Origin of the sequence: Helicobacter saguini (genome assembly GCF_000762875.2) — a bacterium.
GTDB lineage: Bacteria > Campylobacterota > Campylobacteria > Campylobacterales > Helicobacteraceae > Helicobacter_A > Helicobacter_A saguini.
Genome location: NZ_JRMP02000022.1, coordinates 16,065 through 37,484, shown reverse-complemented (window position 1 = coordinate 37,484; position 21,420 = coordinate 16,065). Strand labels below are relative to the sequence as shown.

The 21,420-nt window shown below is 39.0% G+C and carries 15 protein-coding genes and 1 pseudogene; 4 read left to right on the top strand and 12 right to left on the bottom strand.

What is annotated here, in order from left to right:
- Positions 1–205: 205 nt before the first annotated feature.
- On the bottom strand, positions 206–496 hold the full coding sequence (locus LS64_RS10710; RefSeq protein ID WP_118962134.1) for a hypothetical protein: 291 nt from the start codon (positions 494–496) through the stop codon (positions 206–208).
- Positions 497–536: 40 nt separating this feature from the next.
- The gene (locus tag LS64_RS10705; protein WP_118962135.1) at positions 537–3,419 is read right to left on the bottom strand and encodes a hypothetical protein; all 2,883 of its coding nucleotides are present in this window, start codon (positions 3,417–3,419) and stop codon (positions 537–539) included.
- Positions 3,420–3,889: 470 nt separating this feature from the next.
- Between LS64_RS10705 and LS64_RS10700 the strand changes: the two genes are divergently transcribed.
- Together LS64_RS10700 and LS64_RS10695 are read left to right on the top strand one after the other, a co-directional pair.
- On the top strand, positions 3,890–5,179 hold the full coding sequence (locus LS64_RS10700) for an aromatic amino acid transport family protein (protein ID WP_118988406.1): 1,290 nt from the start codon (positions 3,890–3,892) through the stop codon (positions 5,177–5,179).
- 41 nt (positions 5,180–5,220) lie between these two features.
- A complete protein-coding gene (locus LS64_RS10695) occupies positions 5,221–6,693 on the top strand; it encodes an L-serine ammonia-lyase (protein WP_034573083.1) in 1,473 nt (490 codons plus the stop codon).
- Positions 6,694–6,696: 3 nt separating this feature from the next.
- Here the strand turns inward: LS64_RS10695 and LS64_RS10690 are convergent, their stop codons facing one another.
- The 6 genes from LS64_RS10690 to gltX all read right to left on the bottom strand — a co-directional run bounded on the left by LS64_RS10690 (position 6,697) and on the right by gltX (position 15,879).
- A complete protein-coding gene (locus LS64_RS10690; protein WP_034573081.1) occupies positions 6,697–8,421 on the bottom strand; it encodes a proline--tRNA ligase in 1,725 nt (574 codons plus the stop codon).
- Positions 8,422–8,523: 102 nt separating this feature from the next.
- Positions 8,524–9,954 carry an Asp-tRNA(Asn)/Glu-tRNA(Gln) amidotransferase subunit GatB gene (gene gatB, locus LS64_RS10685; protein ID WP_034573080.1) on the bottom strand — a complete coding sequence of 477 codons (1,431 nt, stop codon included), beginning with the start codon at positions 9,952–9,954 and terminating at the stop codon, positions 8,524–8,526.
- Positions 9,955–10,004: 50 nt separating this feature from the next.
- A complete protein-coding gene (locus tag LS64_RS10680; protein ID WP_034574838.1) occupies positions 10,005–10,409 on the bottom strand; it encodes an RrF2 family transcriptional regulator in 405 nt (134 codons plus the stop codon).
- A gap of 87 nt (positions 10,410–10,496) precedes the next feature.
- Complete coding sequence (locus LS64_RS10675; protein WP_034573078.1) at positions 10,497–11,231, bottom strand: lysophospholipid acyltransferase family protein; 735 nt, start codon at positions 11,229–11,231, stop codon at positions 10,497–10,499.
- Between the two features lie 25 nt (positions 11,232–11,256).
- Positions 11,257–14,307, bottom strand: coding sequence for a phenylalanine--tRNA ligase subunit beta (gene pheT, locus LS64_RS10670; RefSeq protein ID WP_052062621.1), 3,051 nt, complete (start codon positions 14,305–14,307; stop codon positions 11,257–11,259).
- A 30-nt stretch (positions 14,308–14,337) separates the two neighbouring features.
- Positions 14,338–15,879 (bottom strand): glutamate--tRNA ligase, encoded by a 1,542-nt coding sequence (gltX, locus tag LS64_RS10660; protein ID WP_034573076.1) that lies wholly within the window; start codon positions 15,877–15,879, stop codon positions 14,338–14,340.
- Positions 15,880–16,082: 203 nt separating this feature from the next.
- On the opposite strand from gltX, the gene LS64_RS10655 reads away from it, so the two are divergent.
- Complete coding sequence (locus LS64_RS10655) at positions 16,083–16,763, top strand: hypothetical protein (RefSeq protein WP_118949101.1); 681 nt, start codon at positions 16,083–16,085, stop codon at positions 16,761–16,763.
- Between the two features lie 32 nt (positions 16,764–16,795).
- Here the strand turns inward: LS64_RS10655 and LS64_RS14040 are convergent, their stop codons facing one another.
- Together LS64_RS14040 and LS64_RS10645 are read right to left on the bottom strand one after the other, a co-directional pair.
- Positions 16,796–18,031 carry an HD domain-containing protein gene (locus tag LS64_RS14040; protein ID WP_337190728.1) on the bottom strand — a complete coding sequence of 412 codons (1,236 nt, stop codon included), beginning with the start codon at positions 18,029–18,031 and terminating at the stop codon, positions 16,796–16,798.
- 246 nt (positions 18,032–18,277) lie between these two features.
- Positions 18,278–18,424, bottom strand: a pseudogene (locus LS64_RS10645) (HD domain-containing protein); the annotation flags it as partial.
- 139 nt (positions 18,425–18,563) lie between these two features.
- Between LS64_RS10645 and typA the strand changes: the two are divergent.
- Entirely contained in the window at positions 18,564–20,366 is a 1,803-nt protein-coding gene (gene typA, locus LS64_RS10640; RefSeq protein WP_034573069.1) for a translational GTPase TypA, read from the top strand.
- Positions 20,367–20,488: 122 nt separating this feature from the next.
- On the opposite strand, the gene LS64_RS10635 is transcribed toward typA, so the two are convergent.
- On the bottom strand, positions 20,489–20,686 hold the full coding sequence (locus LS64_RS10635) for a hypothetical protein (RefSeq protein ID WP_034573066.1): 198 nt from the start codon (positions 20,684–20,686) through the stop codon (positions 20,489–20,491).
- Positions 20,687–20,773: 87 nt separating this feature from the next.
- Entirely contained in the window at positions 20,774–21,352 is a 579-nt protein-coding gene (locus tag LS64_RS10630) for an NAD(P)H-dependent oxidoreductase (protein ID WP_034573063.1), read from the bottom strand.
- Between the last annotated feature and the right edge of the window lie 68 nt (positions 21,353–21,420).

Here is a 21,420-nt window from a genome sequence, read left to right as displayed (position 1 = left end):
CCCCCTTGCAACCCCCCAAACCCCCCGACAACGCTCCGCGTATTGACTTTCGTTTGGTTATTTTCCAAATTTAGATTCTGTGTTTTCGTAGCGTTTTGAGACTTTTCGCTTCGCGAATTTTTAGAATCTTGCAAATTAGATTCTATATTTTTAAAATCTTTTTTGGACGTTACATTTGTTACACCCTTAGAATCGAGGTGTTGAGTTACCCCCCCCCCCCATTGTTATTAGTATTTAGTATGTTAGAATCTGCGAATTTAAAATCCATAATTTCAATATCGCTTAAATCTTTTTGCGCCCTAAAAAGTTGGTTTTTAAATTTAATTTTTGCACCATATTCCACAAAATTAGATTCTATAATATTAGAATCTTTATACTCCAAATTCGCCTCATAGATTCTATCCCTTGAGAGAAATGATAAAATAAAAAACAACCCCGCAATTAACGCAAAGATTCCACTCCAAAACCACAACAAATAACGTTCAAATCTACTCATAAAAACTCCTATAAAATTTACAAAAGCAATATTATAGAATCTATTTTGTGATTTTATACAAACTAAATCGCTCATTTTCCCTAATTTGCGTTATTTCGCCGCTTTTAAGCAGCTCTAAAATCACGCTAGATTCTAAAATGGGCATTTCATTCGCGATTAGTAGAAAATCTGCCTCTTTCAAACGCTCTAAATTCGTGCTATAAAAGCCTAAACGCCCTGTGGTAAGGTATAAAACGCGAGGTTTGCTAAATATAATTATAGAATCTGTCGGCGTATTTTCGCGTATAAAATCATACATTTGCAGGGCTTTTGGCTCGAATGCGCCCTGCATTACACGCAGTGAGTTTGCTCTAAAAATCTCAATTCCCTTATACAAAGAAAAAACAAAAACTAAGGTAAATAGGATATTTGCGGTTTTTTTCGCCCTTAGATTCATAGAATCTAGTCCCACAAACGCCCATAAAATAAGAAATGGAAATAACGCAAAAATAAATCTCACACCCTGCTGAAATGGCCACAAAATAAGTAACGCCAAATGCGCAAAAAACACACATAAAAAAAAGTAATTTTTCGCCCGCCGAAAGCCACGCACAGCACAAATCACACCCAAAATATACACGATTAACCCAAGCGACTTAACCACGTCACGAGGCATACCAAAAAAGTCCCTAAACATCAAGCTATACGACTTAAAATTATCAAAAATGCTTTGCCAACTCAAATACTCAAGCATAAAGCCAAGATGCCCAGAGCCGCCACTTCCTAGCATTTTATTTGTCAAAAAAACTAGACTAAAAAATATCAAATAAGGCAAAAAATGTAGCCACAATTTCGCATTAGATTCTATATTTATCGCCTTTATTTTAAATAGTATCTTAACGCTCAAAAGTGCGTGCAGTGCGAGTAATGAGAGCATTATCACAACTCCATTATTGCGAATTAAATAGGCAAAAGTGGCAAAAAGTGAGGCAAACAAAATATAAGAAAAAGTGGCTTTAGATTCTATAGAATCTATGGGATTTTTAAAAAGGCGTGAAAGCATAATTACCGCTAAAAAATTAAAAAGCATAAAAGGAATGTCGCTTAAAATGCTATTTGTAAAGTCTAGAAACATAGGATTTAGCGTAAAAAGAAGCGTGGCAGTGATGGCAAATTTTTGCGTTAAAAGGCGAGAAATAAAAATGTGAAAAATAAAAATAAACATTGCAAATGTAGCGATTCCAACGCATTTTAATGCTATTAGATTTAGCCCTGCAAACTTTATCACAGGTGCTAAAAGTAGCGGAAATCCCCACGGATAAATATACGCACCAAGCACAACATCGCTTTTTTGTATCATAAAAGTGTTATTTGCAATTTGTGTTTTTATCGCGTCACTGCCTTGCGTTAATGCCCTGCCTTGTGCGATATATTGTGAAAAATCGCCTCCCCAATTATGCCCATTATAAAGCAAAATCACACAAAGCAAAATACTAAGAACGCTTAAAATAAAGGCATTTTTTGTTGTGTTTTTAGAATCTAGATTTTGCGTTTTGGTAGATTCTATGTTTTGTGATAGATTTTTATATAGCAATTTTGCAAAAATATAAATGGCAATTCCTGTTAGGTAATATTGCAAAAGTTTGAGTAGAAATGTGATTTTAAAATGGGTTTTGTAACTTATTTGCGTTGGCGGTGTGGCATTGCTTGGCATTGTAAAAGTTATAAAATTTTGGTTATTTGGGTGAGTAAAGTTATGTATTTGGTAGTTTTTAAATTTATTAGATTCTATGTTTTTATTAGAATCTTTTTCTAAAATAGGGCGGTGGGTGGGCGATAGGTTGTTAGATTCTATAGAATCTAGATTCTGTAAATTTTTAGAATCCGCTTTGTTACCAACGTTTTTTATTTCGCTTTGGGAATTTTTAGAATCTGTTTTATTATTTTTTATAGAATCTTTTGAAACTATTTTAGAATTTTGTGAGTTAGATTCTGTATTTTCTAAAGAAACTGCGTTTTCTAAAGAAACTTTGTTTTCCAAAGAAACTGCGTTATAAGTGGGATTCCCCCCTCCATTGCGGAGAGGGGTTAGGGGGGTGGGTATATTGACGTTGTTAGAATCTAGATTCACTAATTTTATAGAATCTTTTTTATTTTCTACGTTTTGTGTTTCGCTTCGCGAATTGACAAACTCGCTTGATTCTTTAATGTTATTTGATAATTCTTTGCTTTCTAAATCTACACGTTCGCAAGGGGGGTAAGGGGGGCGTGAATTGCGAGGTTGCTCCCCCTTACCCCCCTTGCAACCCCCCAACCCCCCAACGACGCTCCGCGTATTTGTTTTCGTTTGGTTATTTTCCAAATTTAGATTCTGTGTTTTCGTAGCGTTTTGAGACTTTTCGCTTTGCGAATTTTTATAATCTTGCAAGTTAGATTCTATATTGTCTTTATTTATAGAATCTTTTTTGGACGTTACATTTGTTACATCCTTAGAATCTAAGGGCTTTACCCCCCCCCCCCCATTGTTATTACTAGATTCTATGGAGTGTTGCTTGGATGTAACATTTGTAACTTCCATAGATTCTATATTAGAATCCACGTTAGAATCTACGAATTTAAAATCCATAATTTCAATATCACTTAAATCTTTTTGAGCGCGAAAAAATTGATTTTTAAATTTAATTTTTACGTTATATTCTATAAAATCGTTTTTAGATTCTATGACCCACCCCCCAACCCCCATCCGCAAGGGAGGGGGGCTAACGTGACTTCCATTCGCAAGAGAGTTAGCCACATTAGATTCTAGAATCTTAGAATCTTTATACTCCAAATTTGCCTCATAGATTCTATCCCTTGACACAAAAGATAAAATAAAAAACAACCCCACAATAAACGCAAATATTCCACTCCAAACATAAAACAAACGCTTTTCAAATCTACTCATTTTTTTACCCTTGAATCTCCTAAAATACTTAAAATTATAACATAAAACACAAGTGTAAATTAAGAATGTGTCTTACTCACAATTAAACAACATACAATATTGATATATTTTAATCTATATCGCAATAATTTTCGTTACAAATTTTCTTGCCTTCTTGCATTTTTCTTATTTCTCGCTCCATTTTAAGATGTATTTTATTTTAAAAAAGTTATAATAAATATAGTTTTTTAAAATCTAGATTCTATATTTTCAACATTAATGGTGGCTTGGGCGAAAATGGCTTACAAATAGGGCTTAAAGGGCATAAATAGATTAAAGATTCTAAAAAATAAATTTAGATTCTATATTTTTAAATTCCCTAAACGCCCACCCACCGCCCTTTTTTATAAACGATAGAATCTAGATTCTAAAAACTTCAAAAAAGATTCTAAAAAACAGGCAATTTATAGAATCTAAACGAAAGGAAAAATATGCAAACCACGCAAAAACAAGACCAAAAGCAAGAGAGACAAAACATCACAAAGCACTACACAAAGGACGATTTGATTTGGACGCTTAGCCTTTTTGGCACGGCAATTGGCGCTGGCGTGTTATTCCTACCTATAAATGCCGGCGTGGGCGGACTTATCCCGCTTTTAGTCGTGCTTATTTTAGCCTATCCTATGACCTTTTTGGCGCACCGAAACCTTTGCCGTTTCGTGCTTGGCAGTGATAAACCTGCCGATGATATCACTTTTGTCGCGGAGACTTATTTTGGCAAGGGCGGCGGCTTTATTGTGACGCTGCTTTATTTCTTTGCGATTTTGCCTATTTTGCTTGTGTATTCGGCGAATTTGACTACGACTTTGAGCGAGTTTTTTGTCCATCAGCTTGGGCTTGAAGCGCCTAATAGACTGCTAAGTTCTTTTTTAATTGTTGGTATTTTAATGCTTGTTAGCATTAGCGGGAGCAGCATTGTGACGAAGGCTATGAGTTTGCTTGTCTTTCCATTTATCGCTACGCTCGTGGTTATCGGCTGCTTTCTTATTCCGTATTGGAATGGTGCGATTTTTAGCGAGTTTGCGAATATGAGTGCGAGTAGCATTGATTATAAGCAAACGCTTATGACGCTGTGGCTAGTGGTCCCGGTGCTTATTTTTAGCTTTAATCACTCGCCGATTATCTCATCTCTTGCGTGTCATTGCAAGGAGAAATACCGCCACTACGCCGAGCCAAAGTCTAGCCAAATCATTAGTTACGCGGTGATTTTAATGGTAATCGTGGTGATGTTTTTTGTTTTTTCATGTGCGCTATGCCTTACACCGCAGGACTTTGCGGCGGCGAAATCGCAGAATGTGAATATTTTGACATATATTGCAAATAAGTTTCCAGAGGCAACTTTCCTTGCGTATGTCTCGCCGATTGTAGCGCTGATTGCTATGAGTAAGAGCTTTTTGGGGCATTATTTAGGTAGTGCGGAGGGCTTGAATGGAATCTTGTATAAGGCTAGTAATGGGCGTTTGAGCGGACGTCCCGCACACATTATCACGGCTGTGATTACATTTTTAATAGCGTGGCTTGTCGCGTATAAAAATCCAAATGTGATAAATATTATAGAATCTATCGGCGGTCCAGTCCTTGCCGTGCTACTATTTTTAATGCCTGTGTATGCGATTTACAAATTTGACGTGCTTAAAAAATATCGCAATAATTTTACAAACGCCTTTGTGGTAATCATGGGACTTATCGGCATAAGCGCTGCTATTAAAAATTTGATGTAGATTCTATAGAATCTTAACTCAAACGAAATAAAGGAGAGAAAATGAGTAATCTAAGCATATTTAAAATCGGTGTGGGACCTTCTTCATCACACACATTAGGACCGCTTGTCGCAAGTAATATGTTTTGTGAAAAATTGCAAGGCACATCTAACATAGAATCCAAAGCAACAGATTCTAAGCAAAATATAGAATCTAACTCGCAAGATTCTAAAATAGATTCTAAAGATTCCACGCAAAAAGATTCCAAAAATATAGAATCTAAACTCGCAAAAGTCGCCAAAATCCGTATAAATTTGTATGGCTCACTATCCCTTACAGGACGCGGACACTTAACCGACAAGGCTATCCTTTGGGGTTTAAGCAACCTACATCCACGTGAGCTAAACGCCAAAATCCAACAAGAAGTAAATGACAACGCCCTAAACAACCACAAACTAAACCTTTGCGGACAAAAAGAAATCCCTTTTGACTACGATAAAGACTTGATTTTCCACGACACAAACTTGCCTTTGCATGAAAATGGAATGGAAATAATAGCCCTAGATTCTAAAGGCGAAGTAATAGAATCTCAAGTGTATTATAGCGTTGGCGGTGGCTTTGTAAAGACAAAAGAAGAGATGGAAAGTGGCACAGATTCTAACAAAGCAAAAAAAGTTGATATGGAAATCAATGACGCCACAAAAGCTCTGTATTTGTGCGATGAGATGGGCATTGATTTGGCACGCTTGAGCTTAGAGTATGAAAAGCAGTTCCACGATGAAAAGTATATTCGCGATTACTGCCTTGAGATTTGGGCTGTTATGCAGGAAGTTTATCAAAATGGCATAAAGCCAAAGGAGAATACCTTGCCGGGTGTCCTGCACTTGCATCGCCGCGCTCCTGGGCTTTTTGAGCGTGTGAAGGCGACCACTGACCCGATGGGCATTATTGATTTTATCTCGCTTTATGCGATTTCGATTGCGGAGGAAAATGCGAGTGGCGCAAAAGTTGTTACCGCCCCGACAAATGGCGCGTGTGCGGTAATCCCTGCGGTTATGCTCTATCTTAAAAATCACACGATAGGCTTTAATGATGACAAGGCGATTGACTTTTTGCTTAGCGCGATGTTAATCGGCTCATTTTATAAGAAAAATGCGAGTATAAGTGGTGCTGAGGCTGGCTGTCAGGCAGAAATTGGCTCTGCTAGCTCGATGGCTGCTGCGGCTATGGCGAGTGTGCTTGGCAGTGACGCTAGAAAGGCGTGTAATGCCGCTGAGATGGCTATGGAGCATCATTTGGGGCTTACTTGCGACCCGGTTGGCGGGCTGGTGCAAATCCCTTGCATTGAGCGGAATGCCTTTGGCGCGATAAAAGCAATCAGTGCGGCGCGAATGGCTATGACACGCAAAAGCACGCCTGTGGTAAGCCTAGATGAAGTAATCAAAACGATGTATCAAACAGGCAAGGATATGAATGCAAAATACCGCGAGACTTCCCTTGGCGGCCTTGCCAAGACCCTTTCTAGCGTGTGCTAGATTCTATAACGTCTTGATATATTCCAAAATTTCTTTAGAATCTATCTCCCTTTTTTCCAGTCCAGCGCGTTTTATTAGTTCCACCACATTAGATTCTAAGCCCTTGCCGACAATTAAGGCGTATTCAAAGCCGATAAGCTCAAAATCATTAATCTTAGCCCCAAATCGCTCATTTCTATCATCAATAATGACTTCAATGCCAAGCCCACGCGCCTTTTCATACACATCAAAAGCAAACTCAAACTGCTTAGAATCTTTCACATTTGAAATAATAATATCAAGCTTAAAGGGCGATAAATTGCCCCACACACAGCCTTTACTATCCGCCTTCTGCTCCAAAATAGCAGATAGCAAACGCGACACGCCGATACCATAACATCCCATAATAAAGGGCTGCGACCTGCCATTAGAATCTAAAAACTCCGCATTCAAAGGCTTAGAATACTTAACTCCTAGCTTAAAAATATGCCCAACCTCAATGCCCTTTTTATAAATCAAAGGCGACCCGCAACACGCACACAAGTCGCCCTCCTCCACAGCCACCAAATCCGCATACACCAAGTCCTTAAACTCGCCCAAATTCACACCCACATAATGAAATTCGTGTTCGTTCGCCCCGCAAATCAAGTCTTCAGCATCCTGCAACTCATTATCAAACACGATAAAAGGCGTATCCACGACCGCACGCAAATGAATAGGACCGATTGAGCCTTGCGGCAAGTTATGCTTTTGCAAAAATTCCGCTTCCGCATCCACCACATCCAAAACCTCGCTATCTAAGGCTTTCAGGGCATTCAACGCCTTTGTAGATTCTAACTTATCCTTGCCACGCATAAAAAAGACCGCGATTTGCTCCCTGTCCTTGAAAATCGCCTTTTTTACGACCGCTTTTATAAGATAAAATGTATCGACTTTGAAAAATTCGCTTAAATTTTCAATGGTTTTTACATTTGGCGTAGCAAACTTATGATACGCGCTAGTCGCCTGTGGTGGCACGGCGTCACACACGCGTTTTGCACGTTTTGCCGCCTCGATATTTGACGCGTAATCACACTTGCTACACACCACAAGCGTATCCTCACCACACTCAGCCAAGACCATAAACTCGCGACTGCCACTCCCACCTATAGCGCCAGAATCCGCCTCCACAATGCGAAAATCTAGCCCTAAATCCGTGAATATCTTGCGATACGCCTCACGCATATTGATAAACTCATCATTTAGGCTCGTTTCGTCCGCATGAAAGCTATAGGCATCCTTCATCACAAACTCTCTTGCACGCAGTAGCCCAAAACGCGGACGCAACTCATCGCGGAATTTCAAATGGATTTGATAAAGATTTAGCGGCAGTTGCTTGTAGCTTTTGATATATGTCTTAGCGATTTCAGCAGCGCATTCTTCGTGTGTAGGACCTAGCACAAACTCGGCGTCCTTTCTATCTTTAAATATCGCAAGTTCGCTATATTTTTCATATCGCCCAGACTTTTCCCACAGGCTCGCAGGGGTTAGAAAGCCCATCATAATTTCATTTGCACCCGCTTCATCCATTCGCTTTTTTACAATATTTTTGATTTTTTCTAGCATAATTTTACCAAGCGGCAAAAAGTTATAAATCCCGCTACCTATTTGATGGATATACCCAGCCCTTAGCAAATAAATATGGCTTTTCAACACGCATTCCTTAGGCACTTCTTTAAGTGTCGGCGCAAAAAACTCGCTAAATTTCATTTCATTTTCCTTTTAGTATTTTTCGAAATGGTAGAATCTTAACATAAACTTTGCAGATTCTGCTTGAAATGTTTAAACCAAGATTCTATAAATTTATAGAATCTACTTAGATAGTTTCTCACGTAAGAGTTCATTTACACGGGCGGGGTTTGCCCCTTTGCAATTTTTCATCACCTGCCCTACAAAAAAGCCTAGCATTTTATCCTTACCAGCCTTAAATTCCGCGACTTTATCGGCGTTTGCCGCAAGTATAGAATCTATCACAGAAATAATCGCGCCATCATCATTTATCTGCTCCAAGCCCTTATCCTTGATGATAGAATCTACATCGCCACCGCGATTTTCTACTAGCATATCAAGCACGATTTTAGCAGACGCCCCGCTAATCTTAGAATCTCTCAAACGCTTTAAAAGTGTCAAAAAAGATTCCATACTTATCCCGCAAGACGCCAAAGTATTCCCATTTTTTAGGCGACCTTGCAGCTCGACAATTAGCCACGTGCAAGCACTTTTTGGCGTGATACCCTGCGATACAAAATGCTCAAAATATTTCACAAAATCAATATCTTGCACCAAAATCTTTGCATCCGCCTCCTTTAGCCCCAAAGATTCTATATATCGTGCAATCTTAGCATCAGGCATTTCAGGGATTTTCTTGCCCTCTTCTAAAAGTGTAGAATCTAAAAACACAGGCAGCAAATCAGGGTCAGGGAAATAGCGATAGTCCGCACTCTCCTCCTTGCCACGCATTGATTTTGTCACGCCTTTTGTCGTGTCAAATAGACGCGTTTCCTGCACGACCTCGCTATTATAATTGCCGCTTTCAAACGCCTCAATTTGCCGTGCGACCTCGTATTCAATCGCCTTTTGGATAAATTTAAAACTATTCAAATTCTTAATCTCCACACGCGTGTAAAGCTTAGAATCTCCTTGCGGACGGATTGAGACATTCGCATCACAGCGAAAACTGCCCTCCTGCATATTAGCATCACTAATCTCTAGCGTTCGCACAATCGCGTGCAGCTTTTTAAGATACGCAATCGCCTCATCACTGCTTCGCATATCAGGCTCACTCACAATCTCTAAAAGCGGCGTGCTAGCGCGGTTTAAATCGACTTTTGAAATGCTACCATCATGGATATTTTTCCCCGCATCCTCCTCCAAATGCGCGCGTGTCACGCCGATGGTTTTCTGCTCTCCATCCACCTCGATGGTAATTTGCCCACGCCCAACAAGAGGCACTTCAAACTGGCTAATTTGATACGCCTTTGGCAAATCAGGGTAAAAATAGTTTTTCCGCGCAAAAATGCTATTTTGATTAATCACGGCATTTATCGCACTACCAAAGGAAATCGCCTTTTTTACCGCCTCTTTATTTAGCACAGGCAGCGCACCTGGCAAACCTAAGCAAGTAGGGCAAACATTGCTATTTGGCGACTCACCAAAGCTAGTGGCGCACTCACAAAAAATCTTGCTTTTGGTATTTAGCTGGACATGCACTTCCAAGCCGATGATGGTTTCAAAACTACTCATTTTTTAATCCTTTTGTTATGAAATTTGTAAGTTTTAGAATCTAGATTCTTTCAAGGCAATAAATCCTTCAAACTATACTTTTTAAACTCTAGCAAAAAGGCAGTTTTTGCGGAATCTACAATGTTTTTAAGGTTGCAAGTAAGGCGATAAGGGCAGTCAGTGGGCGCTGCATTTGGACGCAGACACTCGACAAAATCGGTGTTCGCCTCAGTGTAAAGCAGCACATCAGCCAAGATTATATCCTCAGGCTTACGCGCGATTTTGATACCGCCATCACGCCCTTTGTAAGATTCGATAAACTTGCCCTTTGATAGCTTGTGAATGATTTTTTTAAGGTGATTTTGCGAGATTTTAAGCTCAATTGAAAGCTGCTCAACCGTGCTTAGACCCTGCGTATTTTGGGCTAGATACATAAGCGCGCGAAAGGAATAATCGCTAAATTTTGATAATTGCATAATTTTCTCCAAACTTTAATCTTTTATCATAAAAGATTTTTTTTAATATTTAGTAATTTGTTTTAAATTATTATACATTTTATTTTTTTATATTTTAGCGTTAGATTCTATATTAGAATCTTCATTCGGGTTTAGCTTGTCATAATATTCGCAATATGTCGCAAACATATTTTCTTTTAGCTTGTCATACCAGCCTTCACCCAAATCGCTAGGATAAAAGCTAGGCAGGAAAATCACTGCGCCATGCCTTGAGGTGCATTCAATAGGCTTACCATTAAAGATTTTCCGCATATTGATAAAAACGATGGGCTGCACCTTTAGCTTTAGCTTTTCAGCCAAGATTTTCGCGCCCGGCTTAAATGGCAAGAATTTCTTACCGCCCGGACCGCGAGTGCCCTCAGGGAAAATCACGATAGGACGACCTTGTGCTAACTTCTCCTTTGCCTCCTTTAGCAGCTGCACAAGTCCGCGTGAATCGTCTCTATCAATCAAAATCATCTCAGGAATTTTCAAAGCGTAACCATAAAAAGGCAGCTCGCCAAGCTCCTTTTTAGCGACCCAGCAGATATTTAGCGGATGATAGCCCTCAAGATAAATAATGTCAGTGGCACTTTGATGATTACAGACATATAGGGTCGCACTCAAATCATAATCGCCGAATTTGTCTATTTTAATATGATTTGCTGGGAAAAATGCGCGACACCATTTGCGAATTTTGCGCGCATTATTTTGCTTTTTAAAAAAAAACATTACCAAGATTATGAAGCCTAGCCCCAAAGCGATACTTAAGGCTGCATAATATCCGCGTATTTTTTTTAGCATTTTTGTCCTTTTTGTGATTTAGATTCTATACTTTCAACCTTGCGTGGAATTTAGATTCTAGCACGTCTAGAATCTTTTGCAATGCGTCTTGCATACTAGATTCTGTCAAAGTAGATTCAAAAGATTGCATTATAAAGCGAATGCTTAGGGCGTTTTGGCTGTCATTTTCATTAAAGACATCCAAAGGAAAAAAGGATTTTAGAATCTTTAAATGCAGATTTTCAATCTCGCTTTTTACACTATTAAAACTAATATTTTTATCAATTAATAGCGTTAAATCACGGCGATTTGCCTGAAACTTTGAGACTTCATTCAAAGCATTCACACCACTTGATTGCAGCAACAAATCCACATCAATCTCACAAAAAAATACAGAATCTAAATCATATTTTTTTGCAATTTCAGGGTGCAGCTTTGAAATCACGCCCAAAATATTCTCACCATTTAGCATTTTGCCATTTTGATATGGATGAATTAAGCGACTTTTTATAAAGCTTGGCGCGATATTTACGCACTCAAAATTACCGATAATTTCAGCCACAACACTAGCAAAGTTATAAAAATCTAAGCGAATACCCTTTGGATTAGGAAAGCTAGGCGGCTTTAAAAAATCATTCATTACAAAGGCAAGGCTCAATTTCGCATTACGCTCACTATCATAAATGTAGCCGATTTCAAAAAGTCGCATAGATTCAAAACCATATCGCTTATTTCGCTGCATAGATTCTAAAATATGCGGGAGTAAGGATGGGCGGAGCGTGTCTAGCTCACTTGTGATAGGATTTACTAACTTTTTAGAATCTTGCAACACTTCATAACCAAGCTCTTTTAACACAGATGAATTATCAAACACATAATGCACGCACTCCACAAAGCCATTTCCCACCGCCTTATATCGCAAGTCTTTCAGGCGTTGATGGCGACTTAAAACAGCGTTTAACTGCGGAATCTGCTCCACCTTATGATTTATCGGCGTAACCTTATCAATACCATAGAATCTTAAAATCTCTTCAGCCACATCTTGACGATTTTTAATATCGTTGCGATATGTCGGCGGATTAGCAATAAAGAAATTCTCATCGCAAGTGGCTTGTATGCGGAAATTCAGCCGCTTTAAAATAAGGGCAATCTCTTCTTTTGGAATATGATTACCGATGCACTCGCTAATGTAGGCGAAAGTCATGTGGATATTATGGATTTCAATATCGCGGATAATCTCTTGCACGCCGCTATAAAGCATAATTTTTAGCGCATTCAAATTCTTGCATAAAAAGTTCATCCCTAGCTCTAAATCTGGATTACTCCCACGCGTAGATTTATGCACAACGTCGGCGTTTTTAGGCACATTTAAGCCACAAAGCTTATTTGCGATATACTCGGCATTTATGAAACTTGCTTCTAAAATCAAAGTGAGCGGATAATCATATTTTTTCAAATCATAGCTATTTACGCCGATTTCATTTAGCTTATTTAGCCCGCCTTGTCCGCTTTCATTCACTGAATCTGCATAGATAGATTCTAATCCATGCTCGTCATTTTGTATAATTAGCTTTGCTTCTTTGGCATTTGGGCTTACAATCTTTGAGTTTATAGGATATGCGTTAAATAACACGCCTGTCATAAAGGTGGTGTAGTTTAGGAAATTAGCCACGACATCATCTTTGTAATTTTGGGTGATTCCTAGCGTTAAGGCGATGTAGAGCGGTGTAAAGCCTTCTTTAATCTCTACAAGGCGATAAAGTAGCGATGCGTGTAAGTCGCCACGTGGGATTATGCTTAAAAAGCGTCCAACGCCCAAAGCGACACTAGGCTCGATATTTGAAATGTTTTTTACGATTAGATTAAACATACTAGCAATATCGCGCGCCACGCCTAAGACTGACAAACAATCGCCGCGATTTGGCGTAATGCCTAGCTCTAAGCAGTTTTGATTAAAGACAGGATATTCGCTCAATTCTTTGCCAAGAGTTAGTTCGCCGATACTAGAATCTAGCACTAAGATTCCATCATTTAACTTTGGGAGTCCTAGCTCAGTGCTAGAGCAAAGCATTCCATAGCTATCAATGCCACGAATTTGGGATTTGGTTATGGTGGTGTGGTTAGATTCTATGTTTTCTTTAGAATCTACGTTTTTATGGTTTTTAGATTCTGTACTTTTTTTAGAATCTTGCGAATTTGTCGTCATATTGAGCGAATTATTTGTCATGTTGAGCGAATGCGAAACATCTACGTTAGTATGATTAGAATCTTTGTGATTAGATTCTATATTTTCTTTAGAATCTACGTTTTTATGGTTTTTAGATTCTGTATTTTTTTTAGAATCTTGCGAATTTGTCGCCATATTGAATGAGTGTGAAATATCTACGTTTTTAGATTCTATATTTTTAGAATCTTTGTCTGGATTATAATCTATGGTGGGGTTGTTCCCCCCTCCCTTACAAAGAAAATTAGATTCTATGTTTTCTTTCAAATCTTGGGTAGTGTAGCCCCCCTCCCTTGCGGAGGGGGGTTGGGGGGTGGGTTCTATAGACGTGGATTCTGTATGAGCAGATTCTATATAAATAGATTCTGTAATATTTTTAGAATCTTTTAAACTATTATCACAATTTTCGCTTACGCTCGAATTTATCCCCCCCCTAGCCCCCCCCGCAAGGGTGGGGGAATCAGCGTTCTCTTTTTTAGATTCTATATTTTTATGTGATTTATTAGAATCTTTACAATTAGATTCTATATTCTTAGAATCTTTAGCCCCCTTTTTAGAATCCTTTTTAGATTCAAAAGGCAAAACTGCGCCAACTTTAGCCACAGCCACATATTGCGAATTAGCGACATTTTTCGCGCCACACACTATTTCTAGCACTTCACTGCCTATATCGACTTCACACAGGCTCAAATTATCAGCATTTGGATGTTGTATTCGCTTTAGCACTTTGCCCACGACCACATTTCGCGGCACAGACACGCGAAACTCACGCTCCACTTCCAAGCCCACACTACTAAGCGTCTTAACCACCGCATCCCACTCAAGCTTATCAATATCAATAAACTGCTTTAAACACTCATAAGTCACTATCATTTCAAAATCCCTTTAGTAATATCCAATTATTTAAGACCAGGTTTTAAGGATAATTTGCAAGTGTTTGTTTGTGCGGAATTGCACTTCGGTTTTCCCTAAGATAAATAACGCCGCGCCCAAATCTATGCCGCCCTTTTGCCCTAAAAGCGCAAAACGCAAGGACTGCATAAATACACTTGGTTTCAACCCTGCTTCCTTAAACTTAGATTCTATATTTTTACTAAAATTATGTATCAAATCTTTGCCAGATTCCACACTTTTTATAGAATCTATTTCAAATAAACTATCGCTAAAATCCTTTAAAGTCTCTACAAGCAAGGCTTCATGTGTTGCAGAAAACAGCTTTTCTTTCATCGCCTTATCATACAAAGCAGGGGCTAATTTAGAATCTTTCAAATCGCAAGACTTGTTAGAATCTAAAATAGATTCCACAAATTTAACCCCATTTTCATTCCCTATCATCGGCGTCAAAATCACCTCGCCCACGCCCTTTTTAAAATCCACAAGGTTATTTACACGTGGTTTAATCTCTTCAAACAACGCCGTGATTCTATCATTCTTAAAATCGCCCCCAAGCATAGAATCTAAGTCATTTAGCCCAAGCAAATCACTTAGCTCCACAACCGATAAAGCCTTGATATACTCGCTATTTAGCCAAAAAAGTTTAGAGAAATTACAAGCCGAAGCCTTGCTATTAATCTCATTTGGATTAAAGCACTCCTGCATTTCGCTCATAGAAAAAATCTCCTTATCGCCATAGCTAAAGCCAAGCCGAAACAAAAAATTAAGCAAAGCAGCGGGCAAAATGCCTGCGGCGCGATATTCTAGCACGGATAACGCACCATCGCGTTTGCTTAGTTTCTGCCCTTTTTCATTGCAAATCATAGGGATGTGGTAAAATCGCGGAATGTGAAAGCCTAGTGCGTTATACACGACAATTTGCTTAGGCGTATTGCTAATGTGGTCATCGCCGCGCATAAGGTCTGTGATACCGCTAAGTGCGTCATCGATAGCCACGACAAAGTTGTAAGTTGGCGTCCCATCGCTGCGTAAAATCACAAAATCATCGACTTCACTTGCCGCGAAACTAATCTCGCCCTTAATGCCATCAATAAAGCTCACATTGCCGCTTAGCGGGGCTTTTATCCGCACACTAGGCTTTATATCAGCTGGCGGAGTGCCTGTGAAGTCGCGGTATTTTCTCGTTAGCTCTGCGTGGTTTGCAGCGCGGCTCTCGCGGATTTTCTCTAGCTCTTCTTTTGTTAGGTAGCAATAATAGGCTTTTCCGTCCTTTAGGAGTTTGTCGGCGTATTCTTGATAGATTTGCGTCCTTTGGCTTTGGAAAAGTGTGGGGGAATCGTAATCTAGCCCGACCCATTTGAATGCTTCTAGTATGCCATCAAGAGCTTCTTTTGAGTTGCGTTTTGTGTCGGTATCTTCGATTCGCAAAAGGAATTTGCCCTTTTTAGCGCGTGCGTAAATGTAGTTATAAAGCGCGGTTCTTAGTCCGCCGATATGCAAATGCCCGGTAGGAGATGGGGCAAATCTGGTTATGATTGTGGTAGATTCCATATTTCGCCTTTTGTTTGCTACTAGATTCTATAAGTTTGTAAAATTTAAAATTATAAGATATAAAATTTTAGAAACGTTTAATATCATAAATATCACAAATAAAATCACAAAAACACAATTATTACTTTTGCTTAACGTTAAGAATCTTAAAAATTGCTTTAGTAAGTTATAATATTAGCAAGATTCTATGTGTTAAGGTTAGTATGTTTAAAAAAATATGTGTTTTTATCGCTTTTGTCGCGCTCAATACTGCACTGCTATATGCCGCGCGCCCGATGAATACCGATGATGCGCGCGTTGTGCCTTATGGACATTGCCAGCTTGAGACTTGGGCTGAGTTTCATATCAATACGGCTAGCGAGATTTGGGCACTCCCTGCGTGTAACTTGCTTTGGGATACTGAGATTTCGCTAGGTGGCGACATCGGCTTGGAAAATAGCGCGTTTAGATTCCAAATAAAAAAGCTTTTTGTGGATGCGGATAAAAAAAACTGGGGCATAGGTATCGCTGTGGGTAACGCCTTAACGCAAAATACGCCCTATAATTATCAGCTAGATGAGCTATATTTTTATATCCCAGCTTCGCTTGTATTGTTAGATTCTAAGCTCGTGTTTCACGCGAATGTCGGCTATAACTTGGCGAATTTAAAAACGCATATTTTTTCAGCCGGGCTAGGAATGGAGGCGCAACTTAGTTCGCGCATTTTTTTTATCGGCGAGGTGTATTATGCACAATTTGACCCTTTTATTTTTCAGGTTGGGCTTCGCACGTGGCTACTAGAGGATATGTTTCAAATCGATAGCACTTATGGCAATAGTTTTGATGGGAAAAATCACTTTTTTAGCATCGGCTTAAGGCTTCTTAGCCCGAAAATCCGCACGTAGATTCTATAACTTTTAATTACAAAAATTCTATTTTACATAAATTCCTTAAGCAAAAAGCCAACATCCATACCATTTATTTTTTTATCCTTTAATTGCTCATAAATTTCAAGCGAACCACTTAGCAAATCAGGGCTTGAAAGTCCGTGTGCAATGGAGATTCTAGCCTCTAAAAATGCGGATAATTTATCGCAAAATTTTAAAAGTTCCCCACACACAGGCCGATATTCATTCTCATTATAACGCGAAAAAATCTCGCTAGATTCTATATCACATCGCACGCAATCACCCAAAATCACGCGATTTGCGAACTCATTTTCACTCCAAAAACGAATATCACGCGCGATAAATTCTGGCAGACGGCTTAGAATCTTGCTCTCCATTTCCTCCTTTTCAATGCCCTTAATAATGCCATCAAGCCCTTTGACACTGCGTTTTATGGGCGAAATAATATCGCGCGTCAAAACCTCTGGCAAGTCGTGAAAAAGCCCACCAAAAAAGTGATTTAGTCGCATTTGCTCGCACACATTTAAATCACAACTAAGCAAAAACGCACTAATTGCCACGATTAGCATATGTCCTAAGACCGAAGTTTGCGGAATACGCGGCGTTTGACTCCACCTTTTTTGGAATCTAAGCTCAGCAAACATTCCCAAAACTTCGCGTAAATCGCTATAAAGTATCGCATTTTTCATCCCCTCTAAGTCGTAAAAACTCTCATTTTGCGCATCAATTATGCGTTTGATATTCTCCATATCATACAGCTTTGGGTTAAAATGATAAATAATGTCAAATTCCCATTTTGAAGCGTAAAAATGCGCAGCGGATAGAATCTTAGATTCTATATTTTGCTCTTTAAAGTTAGGATTTTTAGAATATAAGTTTGAATTTGAACTATGATTTTTAGAATTTTTAGGCTCAAAAGTTGTAGTAGTTTTAGAATCTAAGTTATGATTTTTAGAACTTTGTATATGTGAATTTTTATTCGCCAAATATTCACGCATATTTTTAAAAAAAGTGTAATTTTCTAGCTCATTTTTTAGCGTAGATTCTACAAATTCGCTTAATTCTGCTCCATGCGTTGCTTTCAGCTTGTGAAAAACAGGCGGCTTAATATCAGTTAGCACGACTCGCTCAAAAAACTCATATAAAAACTGCTCGATTAGCAAAATGTAATTTATTTTTCGCGGTTTATTTTTATCGATAGTATCGTGGGGTGGCTTTTGCGTGTTAGATTCTATGTTTTCATTAATGGGGTGGTGGGTGGGCATTTGGATTTTAGAATCTAAATTAGATTCTATATTTCCTAACTTTTTAGCATTTTTATTAGAATCTTTTGTGTGTTTATGCCCTAACTTTTTGCCTGAAATATTATGATTTTTAGAATCTTTTGTTTCTTTAGAATCTGCCTTAGAATCTTGTTTGCAAAATTCTCCATTAGATTCTGTATTCCCTAACTTTTCTTTCAAATTATTATGATTTTTAGCATATTCCCTTTCAATTTTTTCATCCTCATATTTTGCAAAAATAAAGGCTAAAATAATCTTGTGTGCCTGCTTATCAAGCTCGACAAACTCAAGCGGTGTCGCCTTATCATTCCACCTGCGAATTGATGCCGCGACAAAAAGCCGCTCTAATAACTTTTTACTAAGATGCGTTTTCATACTATTCTCTTTTTACTAATTTTAAAAGGTAATTATATATAGATTCTATAAATTTATATATATTAAAATACGCATATTTAATACTTTTTAGCTACAATTTTCCAAATTATAGAATCTAACCCTAAAAAGGACAAAATAAATGCAAGATATTCGAAATATAGCCGTGATAGCCCACGTAGACCATGGTAAGACCACACTTGTGGATGGCTTACTTACGCAGAGTGGGACATTTAGCGATAGGGAGCAAATTAGCGAGCGCGTAATGGATAGCAACGACTTGGAGCGTGAGCGTGGCATTACGATTTTAAGCAAAAATACCGCGATAAATTATAAGGGGACAAAAATTAACATTATTGATACGCCCGGACACGCCGACTTTGGCGGAGAGGTCGAGCGTGTGCTAAAAATGGTCGATGGCGTGTTGCTGCTTGTAGATGCCCAAGAGGGCGTTATGCCACAGACTAAATTTGTCGTAAAAAAGGCGTTGAATTTTGGCTTAAAGCCCATTGTCGTGGTGAATAAAATCGACAAACCAGCCGCAGAGCCTGACCGCGTGGTAGATGAAGTCTTTGACCTTTTTGTAGCGATGGGCGCAAATGATTCGCAGCTTGATTTCCCCGTGATTTATGCCGCGGCGCGCGATGGATACGCTATTGCCGAGCTAGAAGATGAGCGTAAGAATCTAGAGCCACTTTTCCAAGCCATTATCACTCACGTCCCAGCTCCAAGCGGTAGTGTGGATAATCCGTTGCAAATGCAGGTTTTCACGCTTGATTATGACAACTATGTCGGTAAAATCGGCATTGCACGTGTGTTTAATGGGCGTGTAAAAAAGGGTGAAAGTGTGCTTTTGGCTAAGAGTGATGGCGAAAAAGAGAGCGGACGTATCACTAAACTTATCGGCTTTTTAGGCTTAGCGCGCACTGAGATAGAATCTGCTGAAGCCGGCGATATCGTGGCAATAGCTGGATTTAACGCTGTGGATGTGGGAGATTCTATAGTTGACCCTGCAAACCCTATGCCGCTTGACCCTATGCACTTAGAAGAGCCTACGATGAGCGTGCATTTCGCCGTAAATGATAGCCCACTTGCAGGGCTTGAAGGTAAGCACGTGACGGCAAATAAGATAAAAGATAGATTGTTAAAAGAAATGCAAACAAACATTGCGATGAGATGTGAGGAAATGGGCGAGGGGAAATTCAAGGTTAGCGGTCGAGGCGAATTGCAAATTACAATTTTAGCCGAGAATTTGCGGCGTGAGGGCTTTGAGTTTAGCATTTCGCGTCCTGAGGTGATTGTGAAAGTCGAGGATGGCGTGAAAAAAGAGCCATTTGAACATTTGGTGATTGATACGCCGCAGGATTTTAGCGGCGCGATAATTGAAAAGCTAGGGCGGCGAAAGGCTGAGATGAAAGCGATGAATCCTATGAATGATGGCTATACGCGTCTTGAGTTTGAAATCCCAGCGCGTGGGCTTATCGGTTATCGTAGCGAGTTTTTGACCGATACTAAGGGAGAGGGCGTGATGAATCATAGTTTTTTGGAGTTTCGCGAGTTTAGTGGGAGCGTGGAGTCGCGTAAAAATGGCGCGTTGATAAGTATGGAAAATGGCGAGGCAACGGGCTTTAGCCTATTTAACATTCAAGAACGTGGCGCGCTATTTGTAGGACCGCAAACGAAAGTGTATGTGGGAATGGTAATCGGCGAGCATAGCCGCGATAATGACTTAGATGTCAATCCTATAAAGTCAAAGCACCTAACAAATATGCGAGCTAGTGGGAGCGATGACGCCATAAAACTTGTCCCGCCACGTGAGCTAACTTTGGAAAGGGCTTTGGAGTGGATAGAAGATGATGAAATCCTAGAAATCACGCCACAAAACATTCGCATACGAAAAAAGATTCTAGAGCCAAATTTACGCAAACGTGCCAAGGCGAAGTAATTTTGTGTTTAGATTCTAAGATTACAAACACTCTCATGTATAACAAATAATACAAACCACAAAATAGATAATAAAACAAGAAAACATACAAAAGTAAAATAATATTTTACAACATTCTGTGATTAATCTCTTTGGTTATTTTTAAAATAGTCTTGAATCTTTGTGTAAAAAATAGCCGTGAAAGCACAAATGAGTGCAACAATAACAATAAAACCTACCAGCCATAACAACACAGGTATAACATACCCTAACAATTTTAATACAAAATATGTAATTGAAATAAGCACGACAAAAATAATAAATAATTGCAGAATTGGCATTGTTGCTCCTTTAAAAATCTATATTTTACCACTTAAATTTTAAATTTGTAGTTTTATAGATTCTATGTTTTAATAAAATTCTAGAATCTAGTTTATATATTTTTCCAAATGTGCCTTGTAATTTGCGATGTATTGCTCTATTTGCGGGTTTTTCATCACATCATTACACATAAAAATGGGCAGCACACTCATACCGATAAACTCATGAATCTTGCGAAAGTGCAAATACACGCCCTCCACGCCAACGCCCTCAAAAAACTCATTTTTATCCACAAACGCATTTAAGGGCGCATTCCAAGTCACGCTAAACAACGCCTTTTTACCCTGCAAAAGCCCTCCCTTGCCATAATTCACATTTGGATTATCAGCGTGACGCCCATCACTTTTAAAAATCTTGCCAAAGCCCGCCATAAAAACCTTGTCAATATACTCCTTTACGATGTAAGGCTCGCCCATCCACCACGCAGGCATTTGCCACACGATAAGGTTAGAATCAAGCCACTTTTGCACCTCATCTTGCTCGTTGTAGCCTTTATCAATGTGCGTTTCTAGCACCTGAAAGCCTTTAGATTCTAAGTATTCTTTTGCCACATTTTGCAGTGTATCGCTTAATCTCCCGGTGCTTTCAGCAAATTTTTTACCGCCATTTAGTAATAATGCTGTCATTTCTTGCTCCTTTTATAGAATCTTAAATGTGTAAAATTTTAATACATTTAGATAAATATTTAGATTCT